We start from the raw sequence: 23,585 nt of genomic DNA, 5'->3' as shown, positions 1-23,585 counted from the left end.
CGCCGCACCCAAGCCGCGGGCGGCGGCCACGCTCCGGAACGCACCTTGCGCCAGCGTATCTCGGGGATGCGCTCGTACCCCTCGCGCAAGAGTGTGACGTCGTACCTCGAGCAGACCGCCGTCCCCGCTCTCACGGACGTGTGCACCGAGTTCCGCGCCGAGGGGTACTCGGCAGAGCTCACCGCCGTGGCCGACACGGATACGGACATCGATCGGCCGACGTTCACCGTCCACGTCGACGGAGAGCGCGACTACCTCTACCAGGTGGTCGCGGTCCCGCGGCCGATCCCGACCTTCGGCGGGCGCACGCCCAACGACGGGCAGAACTACTTCCGGCTCGAGGTCTACACGCACACGGGATCCGAGGGCTACGACCTCATGGGAGTCACCCGGCAGCAGCTCATCGATGACGTGCTCGACCGCTACGAGGCGCACCTGACCTTCCTCGGTCATTCGGCGCGCCTCGCCACGGACAGCGTCGTGACCCCGAGCACCGCCGAACCCGCGGCCGATGCTCTGGACGAGCAGCAGCCGGGGGCCGAGATATAGAGACCTATGGCGCCTCGGCCACCAGCCAAGGCGCCATAGGCCGGGCCAAAGCCCTGGCCATCGGCCTGGCCGTAGGCCGTAGGCCGGGGGCCGGGGGCCGGGGGCCAAGCACCCACGTCAAAGCCCACCGGCTACGGAACGACGACCTCGCCACCGCAGCCGATGTACGGGAACTCGACCGGCGGGACGAGGCCGGGCACGAGGACCTGTGCCGAGAGCGCCGGCGGGAAAATTCCCGATTCGTGCGCAGTCATGGTCCAGGTGATCCGGCCGGCGCCGGTCTCGACATCCGCGCCCCACACGTCCTGCCCGGCGTGCTCGAACCAGTAGATCTTCCCTTCGCCCGGGCCCTGGACCAGGGCCCCCGTGGCGCCGGTGTCCTCGTTCTTCCACCGGATCACCGGGTCCTCGGTGGTCGAGGAGCCCTCCGAAGGCAGGTTCTGATCGACGAGGAACGCCGTGTGTCCCGGCTCGTCGCCCGGCACCGCGGTGGTCTGGTTCCAGAGGCCGATGCCGGCGGAGCCGAGCAGCGGGGAGATCGCGGAGCACTGCCCCGGAAGCGATCCGGTGGCTGAGCCGACGCCGAGCGAGCCCGAGAGGCCGACGGACCCGGCGGTCACAGAGCCCAGAGCATCGGCGGTGTCGGTCTGCGCTCGCGCTACACCTGCGCCGGCGAAGCTCGCGGCCCCGAGACCCGCGACGGCGGCGATCCCGGCGGCCAGACGAGCGGCGCCCGACCGGGATCCCCGACGGCCCGTGGCCTTCGCGGTTCGGGCGGCATAATCGGCGGAAGTCGTGGTGGTCGAAGCGGGCATGTGGCGAGCCATGTAGATCAGTCCTGACGTCTCGGTCGAACTCGGAAATCGGGCGGGTGCCATCATCTCCCACATCGGTGCCGAACGCGCTCCTATTACCTGGCAGCGCCGGATACCTCTTCCCACACGACCCGCCCCCTCCCCTACTGTTCTCCCCATGAGACTCTCCCCTTGGCTCGCGATCGCCACGGCAGTGTCCTTCGCGCTCGGCTTCCCGTTCGCGGCCGTGGCCGTCCCGGCGTCGAGCCCGGCGACCGTGATCCTCGTGCGATTCGCCGCCTCCGCCGTGATCCTGGGGATCCTCGCGCTCGCGCTCCGCCTCCCGTGGCCCAGCCGGATGCAGGCGGTGCACGCGGCGATCACTGGAATCGTCGGCCAGGGTGTTCAGTTCATCGGCGTGTACACGGCACTCCAGCACGACGTCCCACCGGCGCTCGTCGCGCTCGTCGTGGCCATGAACCCGGTGCTCACCGCCGCGGTCGCCGCGGGGCTGCTCGGCGAATCCCTCACCGTGCGGCGCAGCCTCGCGCTCGTCCTCGGCGTCGCAGCCGTGCTCGCGGCCCTCGCCGGCCGCCTCCTCGAAGTCGGTTCGGTTCCCGCGGCAGTGGCCTTCGCCGCCGGCGGTCTCGCCGGTATCTCGCTCGGCGGCATCTACCAGCAGCGCTACCTGCACGCCGGCCACTCGATGACCAACTACACCGTCGGGCTTTTCGCCGCCCTCGTGCCTACGGCGATCCTCGGCGCGTTCACCTCCATCGGCGTCTCGGACTGGCACGGATTCGCCGTCAACACCGCGCTCATCGTCCTGTTCAACGGCCTCATCTCCTCGCTCCTCTACATGGTGTGCGTCAAACAGGGAGGAGCCGCCGCGACCTCGATGATCTTCGGCGTCATCCCCTCGATCGCCGCCGTAGCGTCGTGGATCATGCTCGGCCAGCGGCTCGACATCGGCATCGCCATCGGGCTCGTGCTCGGCGCGTTGTCCTGCTACCTCGGCTACTCCCGCTCGGGCAGGGCGCCGCGCACCACCGCCGTCACAGTGGAAGGGCTGGATGAACCGGCTGGACCGGATGGGCCAGACGTCCCGGCCGACCCGGTCGGGCCGGTCGGGGCGGTCGGGCCCACGCGGCAGGACTAAATGGAAGGCCCGGCGCGGAAGGGCTAACCGGAAACGGGCGTCTCTCTGACGCCGGAGGAGCCCTGTCCGCCCGGACCGTCCTGCGCGCGGCGGCCGCTCGAATCGGACGCGCGGCGACCGGACTCGCCGGTGCCCTCCCCGGCGCGATAGCGGCGGAACGCGGGGAAGCCGAGCGAGGAGGCCGCGGTCCCGGCGAGCACGAGGGCGCCACCGCCGATCACCGCCGGGGCGGGTCCGAACATCGCTCCGGCGTATCCGTGGCTCCAGTCGCCCAGGCGCGGGCCGCCGGCGACGACGATGTAGAACACCGACTGGAGCCGGCCGCGCATGTCCTCATTCGCAGCGGACAGCAGGATCGCCTGGCGGAACGACGACGAGATCAGGTCCGCCGCGCCCCCGAGCGCAAGGAACAGCGCCGCAAGGGCGAGGAGCCACGAGCCGTCGCCAGGCGAGGCGAGGAGGACGACGGCGCCGAAGCCGATCACCGCGAGGCCCCAGCCCGCCACCGACCACAGGACCGCGAGCCCATGGCGCTCGATACGAGAGACCCAGCCCGAGAACACCCCGCCGAGCAGAGCACCCGCGGCCATCGAGGCGTAGAGGATGCCGAGCGCAAAGCCGCCCGAAGCGGGATCGCCGAAGGATTCGTGCGCGATCTCGGGGAACAGCGCCCGGGCCATGCCGAAGACCATCGCCACGAGGTCCACGACGTACGAGGCGAGGAGGACCTTCTGCTGCGCGAGGTAGACGAAGCCGGCGATCACGGAACGAAGGCCCGGCACTCCGGACGCCGACTCGGGCGGGAGCCCGGGGAGGCGCACCGCGGCCCACAGCGTCGCCAGCATCGCCACCGAGTCGAGCAGGTAGAGGGCGCCGAGGCCGATGGCGGGGATCAGCGCGCCGGCGAGGACTGGCCCGGCCACGGCGCCGAAGGACATCACGGTCGTGTTGAGCGAGGCCGCCGCGGGAAGCTGGTCGATGGGCAGGAGCCGCGGGAGGATCGCCGTCCGCGTGGGATTGCCCACGGAGAAGAAGGACTGCTGCGCGGCGAGTAGCGCGAGCACGACCCACACATTCTCGTTGCCGAGGACGGCCTGGAGGAACAGGCCGAACGTCGTCAGGATCAGTCCGGCGGTCGAGACGACGAGCAGCGTGCGCCGGTCCATCGCGTCGGAGAGCGCCCCACCCCACAGGCCGAAGAGCACGAGCGGCACGAGCGCGACGATCCCCGAGAGACCGACGTAGGCGGAGCTGCCGGTTATCTCGTAGATCTGCTGCGGCACCGCCACGATGGAAAACTGTGCCCCTACAACGGTGACGATCTGCGCGAGGAACATCCGCATGTATGCCGGTGTCCGCAGGGGGCGCGTGTCGGCGAAAATCCCTCGCATAGCTGCCACAATCGGGGAATGCTATGCCCGTCCGTGCGGCGCGGTCCAATCCGGGACCGAAGGGGACGTATCGTGTGTTCTCGTGTGGCGTCGCCGCATCTCCGCCGAACGAATGGAGGAATCGAGACCTTGGCCACCCCGAACGCAGCATCAGCCCCCGCCGGAGACTCCCCCACCGCCGTCATCGTCCTCGCCGCCGGCGCGGGCACGCGCATGAAGAGCGCGCTGCCCAAGGTCCTCCATCCCGTGTGCGGGCGTTCCATGCTCGCGCACGCGCTCCACGCCGCCGCAGGCACGGGCGCCGAGCGGCTCGTCGTGGTCGTCGGCCACCAGCGCGAGCGCGTCTCCGAGGCCGTGGCCGCCGAGGCCGAGCACCTCGGCGTCCCCGTGGACACCGCGATCCAGCACGAGCAGAACGGCACGGGCGATGCCGTGCGGGCCGGCCTCGAGGCCCTCCCCGCCGATTTCCACGGCTCGGTCGTGGTGACGACGTCGGACGTGCCCCTTCTCGACGCCGACACTCTCAACGAGCTCCTCACGCTGCACCGCGCGGAGCCCCCTGCCGCGGTCACGGTCCTCACCTCAACGGCCCCCGATCCCGCCGGCTACGGCCGCATCGTCCGCGATGCCGACGGCGGGGTCCTCCGCATCGTCGAGCACAAGGACGCCTCCGAGACCGAGCTCGCCATCGACGAGGTCAACTCCGGGGTCTACGCCTTCGAGGCCGATCTCCTCCGCTCCGCGCTCGGCCGCCTCGGCACCGACAATTCGCAGGGCGAGCTCTACCTCACCGATGTCATCGAGATCGCGAACTCCGATGGCCGGCTCGTCCGCGGGCACAAGGTCGCAGATGCCGCGCTCGTCGCCGGCGCCAACGACAGGGTGCAGCTCGCCGAGCTCGGCCGCGAGCTCAATCGCCGGGTGTGTGAGCGGTGGATGCGCGCCGGCGCGTCCATCGTCGACCCCGCCACCACGTGGATCGACGTCACGTGCGAGCTGCGCGGCCAGGACGTCACCCTGCTGCCTGGGGTCCAGCTCCACGGCTCCACCTCGATCGCCGGAGATGCCGTGGTCGGCCCGGACACGACCCTCCGCGATACCGAAGTCCGGGAGGGCGCCGTGGTCGAGCGGGCGCACGCGCTGTCCGCCGTCATCGGAAAAGAGGCCCACGTGGGGCCGTTCGCCTACCTCCGCCCCGCCGCCGAGCTCGGCGAGGGAAGCAAGGTGGGCACGTTCGTCGAGATCAAGAAGTCCCACGTCGGGGACCACTCGAAGGTCCCGCACCTCACGTACGTCGGGGACGCCACGATCGGCGAGCACAGCAACATCGGGGCATCGTCGGTATTCGTCAATTATGACGGGGTGAACAAGCACCGTACCGTGATCGGAAGCCACGTCAGGACCGGTTCGGACACCATGTTCATCGCTCCTGTCACGGTCGGTGACGGCGCTTATTCCGGCGCCGGTACGGTGATCAAGGACGATGTCCCGCCGGGAGCGCTCGCGGTTTCGGGCGGCAGGCAGCGGAACATCGAGGGCTGGGTCACCTCCCGTCGGCCGGGCACGGCCGCTGCCGAGGCAGCCGAGAAAGCACAAGTCGAAACCGAAAATAAGGACGGTTCGGGTCAGTGAGCGATTGGATCGACAATCAGAAGAACCTGATGCTCTTCTCCGGGCGGGCACACCCGGAGTTGGCTCAAGAAGTCGCAGCGGCGCTCGGCGTCGAGGTCGCGCCGCAGACTGCGCGGGACTTCGCCAACGGCGAGATCTTCGTCCGCTTCGAGCAGTCGGTCCGCGGCTGCGACGCCTTCGTTCTGCAGAGCCACCCCGCTCCGCTCAACAAGTGGCTCATGGAGCAGCTCATCATGATCGATGCGCTCAAGCGTGGCTCCGCCAAGCGCATTACCGCGGTCGTGCCGTTCTACCCGTACGCGCGCCAGGACAAGAAGCACCGCGGTCGTGAGCCGATCTCGGCCCGCCTCATCGCCGACATGCTCAAGACGGCCGGCGCGGACCGGATCATCACCGTCGACCTCCACACCGACCAGATCCAGGGCTTCTTCGACGGCCCCGTCGACCACATGCACGCCATGGGTCAGCTCGCCGATTATGTCAAGGAGAACTACGGCACCGACAACGTCTGTGTCGTCTCCCCCGATGCCGGCCGCGTCAAGGTCGCCGAGAAGTGGGCCGACGCCCTCGACGGCGCCCCGCTCGCCTTCGTCCACAAGACGCGCGACCCCAACGTCCCGAACCAGGTCAAGTCCAACCGCGTCGTCGGCGACGTCAAGGGCCTCACCTGCGTGCTCATCGACGACATGATCGACACCGGCGGCACCATCGCCGGCGCTGTCAACGTGCTCAAGGAGGCCGGCGCGAAGGACGTGATCATCGCGACCACGCACGGCGTGTTCTCCGATCCGGCCGCCGAGCGCCTCGCCACCTGTGGCGCCCGCGAGGTCATCGCCACGAACACCCTGCCGATCCCGCCGGAGAAGCAGTTCGACAACCTCACGGTCCTGTCGATCGCGCCGCTCCTCGCCCGCACCATCCGCGAGGTCTTCCTCAACGGCTCGGTCACCTCGCTCTTCAACGGCTCGGCGTAGCCTTAGCTCGCAAGGCCCGATCGGTCCACGCTGCGGGATCGATTCGCCCCGGCTCGGAGGACACCATGGACGCGACGATCTACCACAACCCCCGCTGCTCGACCTCGCGGAAGGCACTCGAACACCTCCGCGAGGCCGGCATCGAGCCGACGATCGTCCGCTACCTCGACGAGGTGCCGAGCCGCGCCGAGCTCGCGACTCTCATTTCTGACGCCGGACTGCGCGTTCGCGACGCCGTCCGGACGCGGGAGGCGGAGTATCGCGAGCTCGGCCTCGCCGAGGCCGACGACGACGCGCTCCTCGACGCGATGGTGGCCCACCCGAGGCTGATCCAGCGGCCGTTCGTGGTCACCGAGAAGGGGACGCGCATGGCGAGGCCCCTCGAGAGCGTCGACGAGATCCTCTAGGCACCCGAGGGGCGGGCGATATGACGGAATACGACGGCGGCGCCTCGGCCGCGCGGTTCTCGGAGTTCCTCCGCCGTCAACCCGCGCCTCTGCCCGAGGTACTCGAATTCTTCGACTCGCTGCCGGCAGTCGCGGTCGAGGAGATGGACGGGGCCTGGGCCGGCGGGGAGCTCGCCACCGGCAACCCGATGGACGGGATGCTCGGGCTGATGGGCTGGCACGGAAAGCGCTTCGAGGGCCCAGACGGGGCGCACCCGCTCGTCATGGACGACGGCCACGGCGGCCGCTTCCAGGTCGACCCGAAATTCCTGCCCATGGGCTCGGTCGGCGCGCTGCTGCCGATCGTCCGCCGACCTCTCGCCGCTGCCGCCACTCGCCGCGCAATGGGTGCGATGCGCACGTCGAAGCCGAGGGCACGGCTGCGTGAGGTCGCCTACCGCGGCGTGCCGACCGCGACCATGATCTACGACGCCCTCCCCATCAACGACCACTTCCGGCGGGTCGACGCGGACACTCTGCTCGGTGTGATGGATCTGCGCGGGCTTCCCGCCCCGTACGTGTTCTACCTCCGCCGCGAGGCGGGCGTGGGGGCCTGAGCGGCTTCGCTCCCATTTGGGCCGGGGCGGGAGGTGCCGCTAGGCTGGGTGCGTTATCTCGGCGAGGGAGCCGACTGCCGCGAATGCGGCGCCCGTTGCTCCGTTATCGACGCGATCCCCTGCTCTCCCGGCCGCCTTGCGGCGCCCGGTTCCGGTGGGGCTCGCTGCGCGCCGAGCCACCGTACGAGAACAGCAGGAGTTCCCATGGCTGATACCAACAAGATCAAGGCCAAGGTCCGCGACGAATTCGGCAAGGGCGCCTCGCGCCGCGACCGCCGCGAGGGCTTCGTGCCCGTCGTGCTCTATGGCCACGGCTCCGAGCCGCGCCACCTCAAGCTCAAGACCCTCGACTTCGCCGCGATCCTCCGCGAGAACGGCACCAACGCCGTGCTCTCGCTCGACATCGATGGCGAGGAGCAGCTCGCGCTGACCAAGCAGGTCGACGTCGAGCCGATCAAGCGCTTCATCGAGCACGCCGACCTCCTCGTCGTGAAGAAGGGCGAGAAGGTCGAAGTCAGCGTCTACGTCACCACCGTCGGCGAGGCCGGCCCGGGCACCCTGGTCACGCAGGACCTCTCCGAGATCGTCGTCGAGGCCGACGCGCTCAAGATCCCCGAGGGCTTCGAGATCGACCTTGAGGGCGCCGAGGTCGGCACCCAGTTCACCGCCGGCGATATCAAGCTCCCCGCGGGCGTCACCCTCGTCACCGATCCCGAGATCCTCGTGGTCAACGTCGCCGAGGCCCCCTCCGAGGAGGAGCTCGAGGCCGAGCTCGACCAGGACATGGTCGCCGAGGCCGATGCCGGTTCCGAGGACGGCGAGTCCGAGGACGCCGAGGAGTCCTCCGAGGACGCCGAGGGCGAGTCCGAAGGCGGCGAGGAGGAGTAATTCTCCACCTCCCGCGCGGAAGCGCTCGTCCGCCTAACGGCGGATGCATGAAGGCGGCGGGTCCGGTTGCTACCGGGCCCGCCGTTTTTGTTTTTTCGGAGGCGGAGCTGACCTGGGGATTTCTCCGCGCGGTGCCGGGTTGGCCAGCCTCGGTGGCGAATTGACGCTCCGGTTGCCGGGTCGATCACGCGGTGCCGGGTTCGCCGCGAAAGTGCGCGCGGTGCCGGGTTGACGTCGAGATTGGGCGCGGCTTGGGCCCGCAGGAGGCGCCCGCCGAAACCCGGTTCGATCTCTGTGCGACCGAGCCTTGCTCCACCGGGCACGGTTCAGCCCAGGCCTACTAGCCCCCGATCAGCCCCTCCTAGTTCGCCCTTACTTCAGCGCGAGCATTCCGGCCATGGCGAACATGACCACGGCAATGATCCCGTCGAGGACGCGCCACGCCTTCGGATCGGCGAAGACCCCGCGCAGCGCCTTTGCGCCGAAGCCCACCAGCGAGTACCACACCATTCCAGCGAACACGCAGCCCAGCGCGAATGCCCAGCGCAGGTCGCCGTGCCCGTTGGCGATCGAACCGAGGACCACGACCGAGTCGAAGTACGCGTGCGGATTGAGCCATGTGAAGGCGAGCATCCCCGCCAGCGCCGCGACGAGCGGTGAGCGGAACCAGCGACGCACCGGTCCGAGGTGCGTTCCCGAATCCTTGGTCGTGTTCCGTGACGAGCCCCGTGCCGGACCATCGGCCGAACCGCCGTTCGCGCCCGTCGCAGCCGCGTCGCCCGGTCCGCCCGCGCGCACGGCCGTCGCCACGGACGACCCCCCGGCGCCGGTGTCCTTGTCGGATCCCGCTACGCCGGATGCTGTGGACCGCGACGAGACGCCGGAAGTCGTGGAAGCAGAATGCGCAGAGATCCCGGCGCCGACGGCCTCTGTCGATTCTGTGTCTGTATCGCTTTCGCCCTCGCTCGCGGACTCCCGCCCGTTCCCGGACCGTCCCTTGCCGGCGCCGTCCTCAAGTGCGGCCCCGCCGATCACCGCGCGGCGGGCGGCGAAGAAGCCGTAGGCCACGAGGAAGACGACGCCGACCCACGTGATCACCTGCATCGCCCACGGCGCCGCGTCCATGAGCGCACCGGCGCCCGAGACGCCCAGGGCAATGAGCACGATCTCGCTCAGCGAGCAGCACAGTACGAGCGGCCACACGGGAATCGCGCCGCGCAGCGCCTGGCGCAGGAGGAAGGCATTCTGCGCACCCACTGCGGCGATGAGCGCGATCGCCGTCATGAATCCGAGTCCGAGAACAGAGAATGAGAACGTCACGACGGCCAAGGTATGCACCCCACTACCCAAACTCAAACTAACTATTTTTGCCCTCGCTAAGATGCGCTTATGGCAGCACCGACCCTGGAACAGCTCAGAACTCTCGTCGCCGTCGTCGACGAGGGAACGTTCGAAGCAGCGGCGATCACGCTCGGGGTCACGGCCCCCGCGGTCTCGCAGCGCATCCGCGCGCTCGAGGACGGCGCAGGCCGCGTCCTCGTGCGCCGCGACAAGCCCGTCCTTCCCACCGAGGCGGGCGAGACACTCCTGCGCACGGCACGCCAGATGCTCCATCTCGAGCAGGTGCTCGCCGTCGAGCTCGACTCCTCGGATTCCGTGCTCTATGACGACGACGGTGCCGATTCCCGGGGCGCCCCGCTCCCCCACCTGTCCGTGCCGATCGCCGTCAACGCCGATTCCCTGTCGTCCTGGTTCCTCGACGCCCTGCACGCGGCCGGCTTCGGACCGCGCGTGGTGTTCGACATCCGCCGCGAGGACGAGGCGCACTCCACCGAGCTCCTTCGCCGCGGCGAGGTGATGGCTGCGGTGACAAGCGACAGGACTCGCGTGCAGGGCTGCCGTGTCGTCCGGCTCGGCGCGATCCGCTACCTCGCGTGCGTTTCCCCCGAGCTCGCCGAGCACTACGGGCTGAGCGAGGGGATGGACCGGCTGCAGCGCAACCGGATCCTCCGGCAGATCCCCTTCGTCGACTTCGACGACCGGGACGATATGCAGTCGGCGTACTTCCGGGCGCTCGTCGGCACGGAGCCCGCGGCCCCGCGACACGCGATCCCCGCGACGAGCGAGTACATCCGCGCGGTGACCCTCTCGATGGGCTGGGGCCTGCTCACCGAACAACAGGCCGAGCCACTGCTCAGCGACGGCCGGATCGTCTCCATCGCCCCGGAGAAGCCACATACGGTGCCGCTGTACTGGCAGCACTGGAAGGTCCGCTCGACGGTGCTCGACCGGATCACCGAGGCCGTGCTCGACACCGCCCACGAGCTACTGCCGCAGGGTCGCTAGGGAGTTCGCGGAGGATTTGGGAACATGGACTTCGTGACTCCCCGCGCGAACACCCCGAGCTCCACCGCCGCCGAATCAGACGGCCCGTTCCTCGTCATCGGGCTCGGCAATCCCGGTCCTGCCTACGCCGCGACCCGCCACAACATCGGCGCTATGGTGTGCGACGAACTCGCCGACGAGGCGAGCCCGATGCCCGCGAGCTTCTCCGTTCACAAGCGGACGAACTGCGACGTGGCCGAAGCGCGGATCGACAACCGCCGCGTGGTGCTCGCGAAGCCGCGCTCGTACATGAACGTCTCGGGCGGCCCAGTCGCGGCGCTGTGCAAATACTTCAAGGTCGCGCCGAGCTCGCCCATCGTGGTGCACGACGAGATCGACATCGACTTCGGCGCCGTGCGCCTCAAGCGCGGAGGCGGCGAGGGAGGGCACAACGGCCTGCGCTCGATCAGCCAGGCGCTCGGAACGAAGGACTATATCCGCGTGCGCGCCGGAGTCGGCCGCCCGCCCGGCAGGATGGACGTCGCCGATTTCGTGCTCAAGCCGTTCGCCAAGCACGAACAGGACGGGCTCCCGGTCCTCGTCGCGGATGCGGCAGACGCCGTCAGACTGCTGCTCGACAGGGGCCTCGAGGCCGCCCAGAATGCCGTGCACTAAGCATGTGAGCAAAAAGCAACGGCGCGTAGTCGGATTCGTCCCCGGAGCTGCGGAATCGCCCCAGGGCCAGCTCCCTTGCGCCGCGCCGGCACGCCCTCGGTAAACCCCTCCCGGTAACAACTGGAATAAATGCCTACGGGATAGCCACCGCTCTACAATCCAGGCGCTAATGTGCCTTTCATGAGTTCTTCAGATCCCGGCGCCACAAGCGCCTCCGGCACCCCGATGATCAGCATCTCCGGGGTGGAGAAGTATTTCGACGACTACCACGCTCTCCGCGACATCAACGTCGAGGTCGATCGTGGCAAGGTCGTCATCGTCCTCGGGCCCTCTGGCTCCGGCAAGTCGACCCTCTGCCGCACGATCAACCGCCTCGAGACCATCGATGCCGGAGAGATCCGCATCGACGGAAAGCGCCTCCCCGAGGAAGGGAAGGAACTGGCCAAGCTCCGCGCCGATGTGGGCATGGTGTTCCAGCAGTTCAACCTCTTCGCCCACAAGACCATCCTCGAGAACGTCACGCTCGCGCCGATCAAAGTGCGCAATCAGTCCAAGAAGGACGCCGAGAAGCGAGCAATGGAGCTGCTGGATCGAGTGGGGATCGCCAACCAGGCGAACAAGTATCCCGCCCAGCTCTCCGGCGGCCAACAGCAGCGCGTCGCCATCGCCCGCGCGCTCGCCATGGACCCCAAGGTCATGCTCTTCGACGAGCCGACCTCCGCGCTCGATCCCGAGATGGTCAACGAGGTCCTCGACGTCATGGTCTCGCTCGCCAAGGAGGGCATGACCATGGTCGTTGTCACGCACGAGATGGGCTTCGCCCGAAAGGCCGGTGACCGCGTGCTCTTCATGGCCGAAGGCGCCATCGTCGAGGACAGCGATCCGGAGACCTTCTTCACCAACCCATCGAGCGACCGCGCCAAGGACTTCCTCGGCAAGATCCTCGGACACTAGGGGGCGGACATGAAGAACCGCTCAGCCCCCGGCCTCTCCGGGCTCAGGCGCACGCTCGCGCTCATCCTCGCGGCCGTCCTCGGCACGGGCCTGCTCGCCGCGTGCGGCTCCTCGGAGGCCCGCAGCCTGCTCACCTCGATCCGCAACGGTCACGTGATCGCCGGCACGAAGTACGACCAGCCCGGCCTCGGCGTCCGCGAGCCGGACAAGGAGATCACCGGCTTCGACGCCGATGTGAGCCGCTACGTTGTCTCCTCGATCGCGAAGAAGCTCGGCGTCCCCGAGCCCGAGATCTCGTGGAAGGAGACGCCGTCCGCCCAGCGCGAGAACCTCATCTCCAACGGCGAGGTCGACATGATCGCGGCGACGTACTCGATCAACGACTCACGCTCCAAGCGCGTCGATTTCGGCGGGCCATACCTGGTCACCTACCAGGCGCTCCTCGTGCGCGCCGACGACAACCAGCTCCAGACCCTCGAGGACATGAACGCCGGTCGCCGGCTCTGTTCCGTCACCGGCTCGACCTCGGCACAGAACGTGCAGAAGCAGCTTCCCGCGGTGCAGCTCCAGCAATTCGACTCCTACTCTTCATGTGTAGAGGCCGTGTACCGCGAAAAGGTCGACGCACTCACCACCGATGCGACGATCCTCGCCGGCTTCGCCGCGCAGTACCCGGGCGAGTTCAAGCTCGTGGAGATGAACAACGTCTCCGACGTCATGGGCGACGACGGCAAGGTCTCGAAGAAGGCCGGTTCCCCGTTCTCCACCGAGCGCTACGGCATCGGCGTCACGAAGGGCGACAAGGCCACGGTCGACGCCATCAACGAGGCGCTCGACGAAATGATCTCCTCCGGAGCGTGGAACGAGGCGTTCATGCGCAACGTCGGTAACTCCATGCGCGATTCCGGCTACCCCGTCCCAGAGCCGCCGACCCCCGGCGACCTCTCGTTCCTCAGTTAGGAGGTACCGACGACCATGTGGGAAGAATTCGGACCGGCGCTACTGCCGGCCTTCTGGATGACCATCAAATTGACGTTCCTCTCGGCTATCGGTTCGCTGATCTGGGGAACGATCCTCACCGCGTTCCGGGTCTCGCCCGTGCCGATCCTCCGCGGCTTCGGCACCGCCTACGTCAACATCGTCCGTAACACGCCGCTCACGCTCGTCGTGCTCTTCTGCTCGATGGGCCTCTACCAAAACCTCGGGCTCGCGCTCGCCCCCGAGAACGACAATTTCGTCGACAACAACAACTTCAATCTCGCCGTCCTCGCGTTCATCCTCTACACATCGACGTTCGTGTGCGAGACCCTGCGCGCCGGCATCAACACCGTGCCGCTCGGGCAGGCCGAGGCCGCGCGCTCGCTCGGCATGGGCTTCGGACAGATCCTCGGGATCATCATCCTCCCGCAGGCGTTCCGCTCGGTCATCAATCCACTGGGCTCCGTGCTCATCGCGCTCATCAAGAACACGACGATCGCTTCGGTCATCGGCGTGGCCGAGGCCTCGCTGCTCATGAAGTCGACGGTCGAGTCCTACGCGGACGAGCTGTTCGTGATCTTCGGCGTCATTGCGCTCGGGTTCATCATCATCACGCTCCCCGTCGGTCTCATCACCGGCAAGCTCGGCGAGAAAATGGCGGTGAAGAGATGAGTAGCAACACGGCAGAAGCAACAGTCCTCTACGACGCGCCGGGCCCGAAGGCCAAGCGCACCTACGCGACCGTCGCAACCCTCGCGGTCATCATCGGCCTCGCGATCCTGGCCTACGTTCTCTACGTCCTGTGGAAGAACGGGCAGCTCGAAGGCGAGAAGTGGTCGCCGTTCATCAAGGGCACCACCTGGACCACCTACATCCTCCCGGGCCTGTTCGGCACTATCGTCGCGGCGGCGATTTCGATCGTCTTCGCGATGATCGTCGGCCTCTTGCTCGGCGTGGGCCGCATGTCGCAGAACCGGGCGGTGCGCTGGATCTGCGGGATCATCGTCGAGATATTCCGCGCGATCCCGGTACTGCTCCTCATGATCTTCGCCTACCAGCTGTTCTCGCTGTACAAGGTGTTCCCCTCGACCTACCTCGCGCTCGCCGCCGTGGTCTTCGGGCTCACCTTCTACAACGGTTCGGTGATCGCGGAGATCGTCCGCTCGGGCGTCGCCTCGCTGCCCAAGGGGCAGAACGAAGCGTCGACCGCGCTGGGCATGCGGCCTGGACAGACCATGCGGATGATCCTCCTGCCCCAGGCGATCACCGCGATGCTGCCGGCGATCGTCGCGCAGATGGTCATCGCGCTCAAGGATTCCGCACTCGGCTACATCATTGGATACGTCGAGGTCGTGCGCTCGGGCATCCAGTCCGCCTCGTACTACCGCAACTACCTCGCCGCCCTGTTCGTCGTCGCGGTCATCATGATCATCCTCAACTATGCCCTCACGCGATTCGCCAGCTGGCTCGAGCGCCGGCTGCGCCAGGGCAAGAAGGGTGGGCAAGCGCTGCCCGCGGACGCCTAGCGAGTCCGGCCTCCGCCGTCATGCGGCTCCATACCGTATTGCATGACGGCGGACGCCACCCATTCCGGCGGGGCCGGGATGCCCAGCGCATCCCGGCCCCGCCGCTTCGTTTGGTCGGCTACGGTCGTGGGGAGTAGAAGCCCGACAAGTGACGCCCAAGCACAGCAGAGGACGCCCATGCGTAAGCCAGCCGCCCGCATCCACCGCCTCCTCGAGCTGGGGGCCGTCGCCACCGCCGCCGCGCTCCTCGGGGCGTGCTCGGGCGGGCATTCCTCGGCCCCGAGCGGACCCACGGTCTCCCAGAATGTCGCGGACGATGCCGAACTCGTCGCCGACCGAGACGCGCCGGAGAAACAGCGCATCCAGTACCCCGTGGAGGGCGCGGGTGATCCCTCGCAGAACTGGGGCGATCTGTACCTGCCGGCCGGGAAGCACAAGGACCATTCGGTGCCGCTCGTCGTACTTATCCACGGCGGCTCGTGGGCCTCGCAGCTCGGCGCCGAGTCCATGGGCTCCTACGCCGAGGATCTCGTCGAGCGCGGTATGGCCGTCTACAACGTCGAGTACCGGCGCGTCGATTCCGGCGGGGGCTGGCCGCAGACGTTCAGCGACGTCGCGAGCGCGCTGGACCACGTCGTCGAGCTCAACAAGCAGTTCCCCGAGTTCACCACCGAGGACGAGCTTGTGGTCGGCCACAGCGCCGGCGCGCAGCTCGCCATGTGGTCCGGGACGCGACACCGGCTGACCGGGGACGAGGTCGGCAACGACCCGAAGTTCCGTCCCACTCGTGTCGTCTCGCTCGCCGGGCCACTGGACATGGTCTACGCGGCACAGCACGGGGACGACAGGATCGTCAAGGTCCTCGGGGGAACGCCCGAGCAGGTACCCGATCGCTACACCTCGGTCGATCCGATCCAGAACATCGACCCGCACGTGCCCGTCGTGGCGATCCACGGCACGGCGGACACGATGGTCTCGCCGAAGAATTCCGAGCGCTACATCGACGCGGTCGACGCGGCGGGAGGCAGCGGGGATCTTGTGCTCGCGGAGGGCGACACGCATGTGTCCGTGGTCGACTCGTCCTCGAAGAACTATCGCAAGATCCTCGACATCATCACCGACACTTCGGGCAAGACGGTCGAGGAGCTCGAGGACGCGTACTAGAGCTCGTCGTTCGTCGCCGCGACGACACGCATCTCTCGACAACGCAACAGCGAGGGGCGGGACGCCGTACGCCCCTCCCCTCGCTGCAATCTGTTCGGTTATCTCCCGAGCCGGCTCGGCGTCGCGGCCGGCAAGGTGGTAGCTGTGCCGGAATCCGGCTCCACCCGCTACTCGCCGAGCGATCCCGTCGCGTTCGCGAGGCTGCCGTAGATGTCCTCGCGCGGGATGCCGAGGCCCTGGAGCAACACGATGACCGGGCTGAACAGCATCCCCAGCGCGGCGAGCGAGCCGGTGATCTCCGGGCCCTCGGGCTCGCCCGGGTTCTCGCCGGTGCCGGCGCCTACGGTCACCGGCACGTCGACGGCCGTGCCGTTGTCGAGCTCGACGCGGAGAGTGTGCGCGCCCTCGGCGGTATCGGCAGGGATACTCACCGTGACCGCGGCGCGGCCGTCGAGCGCAGACGGGAAGGCGTCCGCGGGGAAGGTCTCGTTGTCGATACCCGAGGTGACGGAGACGGTGCCCGCCTCCTTGCCGTCGATGGTGACCTTTCCGCTCGTTGCCGCCTTGGCGTACTTCGAGGTGATATCGATGTCGCTGAGCGTGAAAGATGTGTCCTTGCGCGCCTCGACCGTGCTCGGGAGGTCCTTGACCGCCACGGCGTGCTTGGCGAAGCTCGGGGAAACCGGGGACCTCTCGCCGAGGTACTCCATCCAGGTATCGGAGTCGATGAGCCCGGTGTCCTTCTTGTTCGTCGCATTGCCGAACTCGAAGAAGTTGTCGCCGCCGGCGGCGAGAAAGCTCTGCGAGACGACCTTGTAGGACTTAGCCGGATCGATCTGCTCGCCCTTGAGCGAGATCGAGGTGATCCGGTCGCCCTCGGGACGGGTAGGATCGAAGGTCCAGGTGAACCCGCTGTTGGTTCCGAGTGCGAGGAATGCGCGCGATCCGCCGGCCGGCTGCCACTGCTGCTCGAGGACCTTCTTGATCTGCTCGCCGCTCAGATCCATCGTGACGATGGTGTTGGCGAACGGCAGGACCGCGTTGGCCTCGGCCTTGTTGATGTTGTTCTCCTGCCCCGCGGGATCGTTGAGCAGGTTGTCGCGCAGGCCGCCGGGGTTCATGAAGGCGATGTCGGCGCCGCCACGGTCGGCGACGGTGTCGACCATGTAGTCACCGACGAGGTTGCCGAGCGCGGACTCGGAGAGCCTGTCGTCCTTGCCATCGGCGCCGATCGCGGTGGTGATGTCGTTGGTGACGGTGCCGACGGGCTTTTCGCCCTCGACCTTCGCCTCGGCGAGCGTGTTGTCGACGATGTTCTTGACCTTGGCGACGGTGGGATCGGTGAGGTCGGCGCCCTCGTCCGTAGCGGGCACCGGGTGCAGCGCCTGCTCGATGCCGGTGACCTCCTTGGTCGACGGGTCGACTGTGAAGGTCATGGAGCCGATGTTCGCGCCGTAGGAGCCGGTCTGCATCACCGGGCGCGGCTTGCCGTTCGGGCCCGCGATCTCCCAGTCGTAGGTCATGTGGGTGTGGGCGGTGAAAATCGCCGAGACCTCGTCGGAGGTCTTGTGCGCGATATCGGCAAAGACGCCATTGTCGGCGACCGTCTCGGAGGAATCGGTGCCGGCGCCCTCGTGGTAGGACGCGACGACCACGTCGGCCTCACCGTTGTCCTCGTTTCCGTCCTTGAGCTCGGCGGCGTACTTGTTGACCGCCTCGACGGGATCGGAGAACGTGACGCCCTGAATGCCGCCCGGAGAGACGAGAGTGGGGGTCTCTTCGGTGATCGCACCGACGACGCCGACCTTGAAGCCACCCACGTCGAGGATCTCGTACGGCTGCATCTGCGTGCCACTCACGGAGACGTTCGCACCGAGGTAGTTCCAGTTAGTCGCGGGCTCGATGCGGTCCTGCAGGTCGTCGATGCCCTTGTCGAACTCGTGGTTGCCCACCGCGGAGGTCTTGACGTCGAGCGCGTTGAGTACGTCGATTGTGGGCTGGTCCTGTTTAAAGGACGAGGCGAAGAGCGAGGCGCCCACGTTGTCGCCGGAGGAGATCAGCGCGGTCTTGTCGGCGCCGGAGTCCTTGCGGAGCTTCTCGATGGTGTCGGCGAACGCGACGGTCGAGGGCTTCGAGGCGCTGATCCGGCCGTGGAAGTCGTTGAAGTCGAGGAGTGTGAACTGGTTGTCGCCATCGGCGGCCGAGGCGAGCGGCGCGGCGACGACGCCACCGGCAACGAGGACCGCCGCGGCGAGCGCGGCGCCGAAGCGGCGACGGGAGATATTCGGGGACGAGGACACAGCGGGTCCAGCCTTTCGCTAAGCGGGTTCTCACGGGAGGGGCGCGGCGAGCCCCGGGAATCCCCACAAGACACCGCGCGCACAAAGGAAGACCTTGCCGAATTCTCAGCTCCGGCGGTATACGACAGAGCAAGACTTCATCCATCGTTCGCCCGCGCGAAATCGGCACCTCCGCCGTAATCCACGTTCGAGAAAGGCGGAATTAACCCACCGTTCCCGTTCGCCCCACCAGCCCCACCCGCGCCATTCCGCCTCTCTCCACCCACTCTGCCGGCGGACGTTGGGGGGTTTGCGGGGCGAGCACGTAATCTGGGTAGCCGGAAGTTTTCACGAAGCCGCCCTGCGTAGGGCGGGAACAGGGGCGAATCGGTGGCTCAGGCGGAGGACAACGCGCTCGCGGACGCGATCGGCAGCTCGGATGCGGTCGGCGGCGCGGACGACAACGCGGCCGAGACCACCGGCGACCTCGCGACGGAGGTCGCCAGGCGCCGCACCTTCGCCGTGATCTCCCACCCGGACGCTGGTAAGTCGACGCTCACCGAGGCGCTCGCGCTCCACGCGCGCGTCATCAACGAGGCCGGTGCCGTGCACGGCAAATCCGGCCGACGCTCGACGGTCTCCGACTGGATGGAGATGGAAAAGGCGCGCGGCATCTCGGTCTCGTCCACCGCCCTCCAGTTCACCTATCGCCGCGGCGAGGACCCGGTACCTTCCCCGGAGGGCACGGAGTTCGGCGAGGAGAGCCGTGCAGAGGCCGCGCGAGAGGCGGAGCGCGCTGGGAAGCGCGGTGAGGTGCCGTACGTAATCAACCTCGTCGACACCCCCGGTCACGCCGATTTCTCCGAGGACACCTACCGCGTGCTCACGGCGGTCGACGCGGCGGTGATGCTCATCGACGCAGCCAAGGGCCTCGAGCCGCAGACGCTCAAGCTGTTCCGCGTGTGTAAACAGCGCGGGATCCCGATCATCACCGTGATCAACAAGTGGGACCGCCCCGGGCAGAGCCCGCTCGAGCTCATGGACGAGATCTCCGAGGAGATCGGCCTCGTCCCCACTCCCCTCTACATGCCCGTCGGCATCGCCGGGGATTTCCGCGGCCTCCTCCGCCGCGGCCCCGAGGGCGAGGCGAGCGAGTACATCGAGTTCACCCGCACCGCCGGCGGCTCGACCATCGCCCCGGAGACGCACTACACGCCGGACGCAGCGAAAGCCGCCGAGGGCGAGGCGTGGGACACCGCCGTCGAGGAGTCCGAGCTACTCGCCGCGATGGGCCAGGACCACGACGAAGAGCTCTACCTCGCCGGAGAGACCTCCCCGGTGATCTTCGCTTCGGCGATGCTCAACTTCGGCGTCCACCAGATCCTCGACGCGCTCATCGACCTCGCCCCGCCGCCCGCCGCGCGCGAGACGGTCACCGAGACCGAGCGCGAGGTGACCGACGATTTCTCCGCCGTCGTGTTCAAGGTCCAGGCCGGCATGGACGCCGCGCACCGCGACCGCCTCGCGTTCATGCGCGTCGTCTCCGGCGAGTTCGACCGCGGCATGGTGGTCACCCACGCGCAGACCGGCAAGCCGTTCACCACCAAATACGCGTTGACGGTGTTCGGCCGCGATCGCACGACCGTGGAGACCGCGTACCCCGGAGACGTGGTCGGCCTCGTCAACGCCACCGCCCTGGCGCCCGGCGACACCCTCTTTACGGGTAAGAAGGTGCAGTTCCAGCCGATTCCGCAGTTCGCGCCCGAGCATTTCGCCGTGCTCCGCGCCAAATCGCTCGGCCAGTACAAGCAGTTCCGCAAGGCCGTCGATCAGCTTGCGGCCGAGGGCGTCGTGCAGATCCTCCGCAACGACATCCGCGGCGAGGCCAACCCGGTGATGGCCGCAGTCGGGCCCATGCAGTTCGAGGTCGTCACCGCGAGGATGAAGGCGGAGTTCCGCGTCGAGGTGATCGTCGAGAATCTCCCCTACTCCATCGCGCGGCGCACCGACGCCGAGTCCGCGGCCGAGCTCGGCAGGCAGCGAGGCGTCGAGGTGTTCACGCGCACCGACGGAGAGCTCCTCGCGCTCTTCGGCGACAAGTGGCGCCTCGCCTACATCGAGAAGGAGCTCGACCACCTCACGATCGAGCCGCTCGTCGCCGACGCATAGGAGGCTGCATCCCAGCGAGCCGAGCCCCACACTGCGGCGAGCTCGCGAGCAGGGAAACGTCTCGCGGGATCGTGCCGTAATCTCAAGAGCGTGAACGACGATGACACCCCTACCGACGCCACCGCCCCGGAGGAAGACTTCTCGGCAGCCGCCGCGCCCAAGGGTGCGAGCGCCGCGACGAACAGTGAGAAATCGGATTCCCCGTGGGGCGTCACTGCGATCTCGCTCGTCGCCGTGGCGGCGCTGGTCATCGCGATCTTCGGGCTCCGCGAGACCGCGAGCATCGTCATGCCCGCGTTCCTCGGCGCCAACCTCGTCCTGGCCGCCATGCCGCTGCAGCGGCGCCTCGCCCGGTACATCCCCGGCCCCCTCGCCTCGGTAGCGATGCTCCTGGTCCTCTACGCGGTGCTCGCCGCATTCGTCGCGGCGCTCGTGTGGTCCGTATGGGTGGCGGCGGAGGAGTTCCCGAACTACCAGGACCAGTTCACGAAGCTCTACAACGACGCCATCGATTGGCTCGGCGGCTTCGGCGTCTCAGCAGACCAGATCCGCAGCTCGCTGGGCAGCATCCAGCCGGGCCAGATCGTCGGCTACGTGCAGACGGCAGCGGGGTCGCTGTCATCGCTGGGCACGATGCTCACGATCATCATCATCACGATCTTCTTCCTCTGCTTCGACATCCCGGGGCTCGGAAAGCGCTGGGACAAGGTCGCCGGGGTGCGTCCACGCTTCGCGGAGTCGCTCGAGGAGTTCTCGCACGGCATCCGCAAGTACTGGATCGTGTCGACGGTGTTCGGCCTCATTGTGGCGGTCATGGACTGGATCGCCCTCATGATCCTCGGTGTTCCGCTCGCCGGAGTGTGGGCCGTCCTCGCCTTCATCACCAACTACATCCCGAACATCGGCTTCGTCATCGGCCTCGTGCCGCCGGCACTGTTCGCACTCCTCATCGGCGGCCCCTCGACCGCTCTGTGGGTCGTCGTCATCTACTCGGTGATCAACCTCGTGATGCAGAGCTTCATCCAGCCCAAGTTCACGGGTGACGCCGTAGGCCTGACCCCGACCATGACCTTCCTGTCCCTCGCGTTCTGGTCTCTCGTCGCCGGCGCCCTCGGCGCGATCCTCGCCGTGCCGCTCACCCTCGCCTTCAAGGCGCTATTCATCGATTCCGATCCGCGGATGGGATGGTTCTCGACCTTCATGGTCTCGGCCGGAAGCGAGAAAAAGCGCGAGAAACGGCGGGCCTCGCGGATCTCCATGCGGATTCCGGGCCGTCGCCCAGGCGATGCCAAGCAGGGCGGCGCCACGGCGGCGGATCAACCGGATCCTGCCCGGTCGCAGGACTAGAGTGACCAACGATCGGGCCTCCGCGCTCCCCGCGGACGCGGCCTGCCGCAACCGGGCAGGGCTCGGGTCACGCGGACACACGAGAAAACGGCAGTAGAGAATGGCTTCCCAACACAAACTCCCCGGCTACCTGCAATTCGGGCTGTACGCCCTCGTGGGCGGCTCGGGATTTGTGGTCAACACCGTGGCGCTCTACGTGATCAACACCGTGGTCGTCGACATCTGGGGCAAGGCGAGCGTCAACGAGGTGCTCTTCCCCGTGCCGTTCACACACTTCAATGTGCGGCTCTACCACCTGTTCATCGCGATCAGCTTCCTCATCGCGAACGTGTGGAATTTCTGGCTCAACAAGCGATTCACCTTCAGCAAGAAGGACACCGAGGAACTCGCGGGCGCGAAGACTCGCTACATGCCATTCCTCGTGGTCGGGCTCTTCGGGCTGGCGGTCTCAGCGCTGGTCACGACCCTGATGATGAACCCGACCTCGCCGTTCCACCTCCCCGACGACGTCTTCGACGACTCCTCGGCGATTCGCAACCGCCTGTACTGGGCCAACGCAGCGGGCATCATCATCTCCACGCCGGTCACGTTCCTGGTCAACAAGTACTGGACCTTTACCCACCGCCCCAAGCCCTCGGACGCGGTGCGCGACGAGACTCCGGTCGAACTCCCCTGAGCGCCTGCGTGCCCAGGCCGTCCGGCACGTAGGCGCTCAAGCGCTCAGGCGCTCAGCGCACCTCGGATCGCGTCGAGATCCACGGCGTCGAACGAGTCTGGGCTCCACGCGGCGTCGCGGGTCTTGTCGATGAGCACCGCACGGACCCCCTCCGCGAAATCGGGCTTGGAGCAGACGACGGCGCCGAGCTGGAGCTCGTTGCGGAGCGCGTCCTCGACCGTCCCCACACCGGCCCCGGCACGCATCAACTCGATGGTGGCGGCCACCGAGGTCGGCGAATGCGACGAGAACGAGTCGAGCGCGGTCGTTGCCCACTCGGCGGCCGGCCCCGACTCTCCGGCCATCGAGCTCAGTTCGACCGCGATGTCCTGCGCCGATGCGCGGGAGAAAGCCCGGTCGATCCACTCCTCATGGCCGGCGATGACCGAGGTCCCGGCTTCCGAGGGGTCGCTGCAGTGCTCGCCGAGCGCCTGGTCGAGGCCGGAATCGAGGCATGTCTCGGTGAACGCGGCACGTGCGCCGTCATGCAGGAAATGGGTGCCGAGACCGAGGTGGAGGGCGTCTGCCGCGCCGAGCCTGGCACCGGTCGTACCGAGGTAGATGGCGACGGCGAGGCCGTGATCGCCGCCGCCGGCGAGGCGCGGGAGGATCCACGAGGCGCCCACGTCGGGCACGAAGCCGATCGCGGTTTCGGGCATCGAGGACTGAAGCGTGTCGGTGACGATCCGGTGCGAGCCGTGGGCGGAGACGCCGATGCCGCCGCCCATCGTCGCGCCGAAGAGGACCGATGCGTACGGCTTGGGGTAGTTCGCGATCCGGGCGTTCATCGCGTACTCGAGCTCGAAGAAGCGACGGCCGACGGACGTGTCGCCGGAGAGGACGCCGTCACGCACGGCCTTGATGTCGCCGCCGGCGCAGAACGCCTTGGGCGAGGTCGATGTTAGGAGCACGGACTCGACCGACTCGTCGGTCTCCCATGCGATGAGCTCGGAGTCGATCGCCTCGATCATCTCCGTCGTGAGGGCGTTGAGCGCCTTCGGGCGGTTGAGCTGGAGGTGGCCGATCTGGCCGTTGCGCGAGCTGAGGATCGTGTCGGTCATGC

21 protein-coding genes and 1 pseudogene are annotated in these 23,585 nt (G+C 67.9%); 17 read left to right on the top strand and 5 right to left on the bottom strand.

What is annotated here, in order from left to right; genetic code table 11:
- Nucleotides 1–549: pseudogene (locus V7E05_RS00425) on the top strand (high-affinity choline transporter BetT); the annotation flags it as partial.
- A 131-nt stretch (nt 550–680) separates the two neighbouring features.
- Here V7E05_RS00425 and V7E05_RS00420 read toward each other — a convergent pair.
- Nucleotides 681–1,364 (bottom strand): hypothetical protein, encoded by a 684-nt coding sequence (locus V7E05_RS00420; RefSeq protein WP_333617702.1) that lies wholly within the window; start codon nt 1,362–1,364, stop codon nt 681–683.
- Nucleotides 1,365–1,521: 157 nt separating this feature from the next.
- On the opposite strand from V7E05_RS00420, the gene V7E05_RS00415 reads away from it, so the two are divergent.
- Nucleotides 1,522–2,502, top strand: a complete 981-nt coding sequence (locus V7E05_RS00415) for a DMT family transporter (protein WP_333617701.1) — start codon at nt 1,522–1,524, stop codon at nt 2,500–2,502.
- Between the two features lie 23 nt (nt 2,503–2,525).
- Here V7E05_RS00415 and V7E05_RS00410 read toward each other — a convergent pair whose 3' ends face one another.
- Nucleotides 2,526–3,893, bottom strand: coding sequence for an MFS transporter (locus V7E05_RS00410; RefSeq protein ID WP_333617700.1), 1,368 nt, complete (start codon nt 3,891–3,893; stop codon nt 2,526–2,528).
- 129 nt (nt 3,894–4,022) lie between these two features.
- Here V7E05_RS00410 and glmU point away from each other — a divergent pair, with 129 nt between their 5' ends.
- The 5 genes from glmU (at nt 4,023) to V7E05_RS00385 (ending at nt 8,390) form a co-directional block, all read left to right on the top strand.
- On the top strand, nt 4,023–5,525 hold the full coding sequence (glmU, locus tag V7E05_RS00405; protein WP_333617699.1) for a bifunctional UDP-N-acetylglucosamine diphosphorylase/glucosamine-1-phosphate N-acetyltransferase GlmU: 1,503 nt from the start codon (nt 4,023–4,025) through the stop codon (nt 5,523–5,525).
- Complete coding sequence (locus V7E05_RS00400; protein WP_333617698.1) at nt 5,522–6,499, top strand: ribose-phosphate diphosphokinase; 978 nt, start codon at nt 5,522–5,524, stop codon at nt 6,497–6,499. Before glmU ends, V7E05_RS00400 begins: the two co-directional genes overlap by 4 nt.
- Before the next feature lie 65 nt (nt 6,500–6,564).
- Nucleotides 6,565–6,906, top strand: a complete 342-nt coding sequence (gene arsC, locus V7E05_RS00395) for an arsenate reductase (glutaredoxin) (RefSeq protein WP_333617697.1) — start codon at nt 6,565–6,567, stop codon at nt 6,904–6,906.
- A gap of 20 nt (nt 6,907–6,926) precedes the next feature.
- The gene (locus V7E05_RS00390) at nt 6,927–7,502 is read left to right on the top strand and encodes a DUF4334 domain-containing protein (RefSeq protein ID WP_333617696.1); all 576 of its coding nucleotides are present in this window, start codon (nt 6,927–6,929) and stop codon (nt 7,500–7,502) included.
- A gap of 204 nt (nt 7,503–7,706) precedes the next feature.
- On the top strand, nt 7,707–8,390 hold the full coding sequence (locus V7E05_RS00385; RefSeq protein WP_333617695.1) for a 50S ribosomal protein L25/general stress protein Ctc: 684 nt from the start codon (nt 7,707–7,709) through the stop codon (nt 8,388–8,390).
- Nucleotides 8,391–8,762: 372 nt separating this feature from the next.
- Here V7E05_RS00385 and V7E05_RS00380 read toward each other — a convergent pair whose 3' ends face one another.
- Nucleotides 8,763–9,710 (bottom strand): LysE/ArgO family amino acid transporter, encoded by a 948-nt coding sequence (locus tag V7E05_RS00380; RefSeq protein ID WP_333617694.1) that lies wholly within the window; start codon nt 9,708–9,710, stop codon nt 8,763–8,765.
- A gap of 69 nt (nt 9,711–9,779) precedes the next feature.
- On the opposite strand from V7E05_RS00380, the gene V7E05_RS00375 reads away from it, so the two are divergent.
- The 7 genes from V7E05_RS00375 (at nt 9,780) to V7E05_RS00345 (ending at nt 16,012) form a co-directional block, all read left to right on the top strand.
- Nucleotides 9,780–10,736, top strand: coding sequence for a LysR family transcriptional regulator ArgP (locus V7E05_RS00375; protein ID WP_333617693.1), 957 nt, complete (start codon nt 9,780–9,782; stop codon nt 10,734–10,736).
- A gap of 24 nt (nt 10,737–10,760) precedes the next feature.
- Nucleotides 10,761–11,390 carry an aminoacyl-tRNA hydrolase gene (gene pth / locus V7E05_RS00370; RefSeq protein WP_333617692.1) on the top strand — a complete coding sequence of 210 codons (630 nt, stop codon included), beginning with the start codon at nt 10,761–10,763 and terminating at the stop codon, nt 11,388–11,390.
- Nucleotides 11,391–11,615: 225 nt separating this feature from the next.
- The gene (gene gluA / locus V7E05_RS00365) at nt 11,616–12,344 is read left to right on the top strand and encodes a glutamate ABC transporter ATP-binding protein GluA (RefSeq protein ID WP_333617707.1); all 729 of its coding nucleotides are present in this window, start codon (nt 11,616–11,618) and stop codon (nt 12,342–12,344) included.
- 9 nt (nt 12,345–12,353) lie between these two features.
- Nucleotides 12,354–13,304: a glutamate ABC transporter substrate-binding protein gene (locus V7E05_RS00360; protein WP_333617691.1), complete on the top strand. Its 951-nt coding sequence runs from the start codon at nt 12,354–12,356 to the stop codon at nt 13,302–13,304.
- Nucleotides 13,305–13,319: 15 nt separating this feature from the next.
- Nucleotides 13,320–13,994 carry an amino acid ABC transporter permease gene (locus tag V7E05_RS00355; protein WP_333617690.1) on the top strand — a complete coding sequence of 225 codons (675 nt, stop codon included), beginning with the start codon at nt 13,320–13,322 and terminating at the stop codon, nt 13,992–13,994.
- Nucleotides 13,991–14,848, top strand: a complete 858-nt coding sequence (locus tag V7E05_RS00350) for an amino acid ABC transporter permease (RefSeq protein WP_333617689.1) — start codon at nt 13,991–13,993, stop codon at nt 14,846–14,848. Before V7E05_RS00355 ends, V7E05_RS00350 begins: the two co-directional genes overlap by 4 nt.
- 177 nt (nt 14,849–15,025) lie before the next feature.
- Complete coding sequence (locus tag V7E05_RS00345) at nt 15,026–16,012, top strand: alpha/beta hydrolase family protein (RefSeq protein WP_333617688.1); 987 nt, start codon at nt 15,026–15,028, stop codon at nt 16,010–16,012.
- Nucleotides 16,013–16,179: 167 nt separating this feature from the next.
- Here the strand turns inward: V7E05_RS00345 and V7E05_RS00340 are convergent, their stop codons facing one another.
- Nucleotides 16,180–18,312, bottom strand: a complete 2,133-nt coding sequence (locus tag V7E05_RS00340) for a bifunctional metallophosphatase/5'-nucleotidase (RefSeq protein ID WP_333617687.1) — start codon at nt 18,310–18,312, stop codon at nt 16,180–16,182.
- A gap of 501 nt (nt 18,313–18,813) precedes the next feature.
- Here V7E05_RS00340 and V7E05_RS00335 point away from each other — a divergent pair.
- The 3 genes from V7E05_RS00335 to V7E05_RS00325 all read left to right on the top strand — a co-directional run bounded on the left by V7E05_RS00335 (nt 18,814) and on the right by V7E05_RS00325 (nt 22,483).
- A complete protein-coding gene (locus tag V7E05_RS00335; RefSeq protein ID WP_442891557.1) occupies nt 18,814–20,460 on the top strand; it encodes a peptide chain release factor 3 in 1,647 nt (548 codons plus the stop codon).
- 90 nt (nt 20,461–20,550) lie between these two features.
- Nucleotides 20,551–21,807 carry an AI-2E family transporter gene (locus V7E05_RS00330; protein WP_333617686.1) on the top strand — a complete coding sequence of 419 codons (1,257 nt, stop codon included), beginning with the start codon at nt 20,551–20,553 and terminating at the stop codon, nt 21,805–21,807.
- Nucleotides 21,808–21,907: 100 nt separating this feature from the next.
- Nucleotides 21,908–22,483, top strand: a complete 576-nt coding sequence (locus V7E05_RS00325) for a GtrA family protein (protein ID WP_333617685.1) — start codon at nt 21,908–21,910, stop codon at nt 22,481–22,483.
- Nucleotides 22,484–22,527: 44 nt separating this feature from the next.
- Here the strand turns inward: V7E05_RS00325 and V7E05_RS00320 are convergent, their stop codons facing one another.
- A complete protein-coding gene (locus V7E05_RS00320; protein WP_333617684.1) occupies nt 22,528–23,583 on the bottom strand; it encodes an enoyl-CoA hydratase/isomerase family protein in 1,056 nt (351 codons plus the stop codon).
- Nucleotides 23,584–23,585: the final 2 nt, after the last annotated feature.

The sequence above is a fragment of the Dietzia sp. genome (assembly GCF_036741115.1).
Classification (GTDB): Bacteria; Actinomycetota; Actinomycetes; order Mycobacteriales; family Mycobacteriaceae; genus Dietzia.
This window is presented reverse-complemented; position numbering and strand designations above follow the sequence as displayed.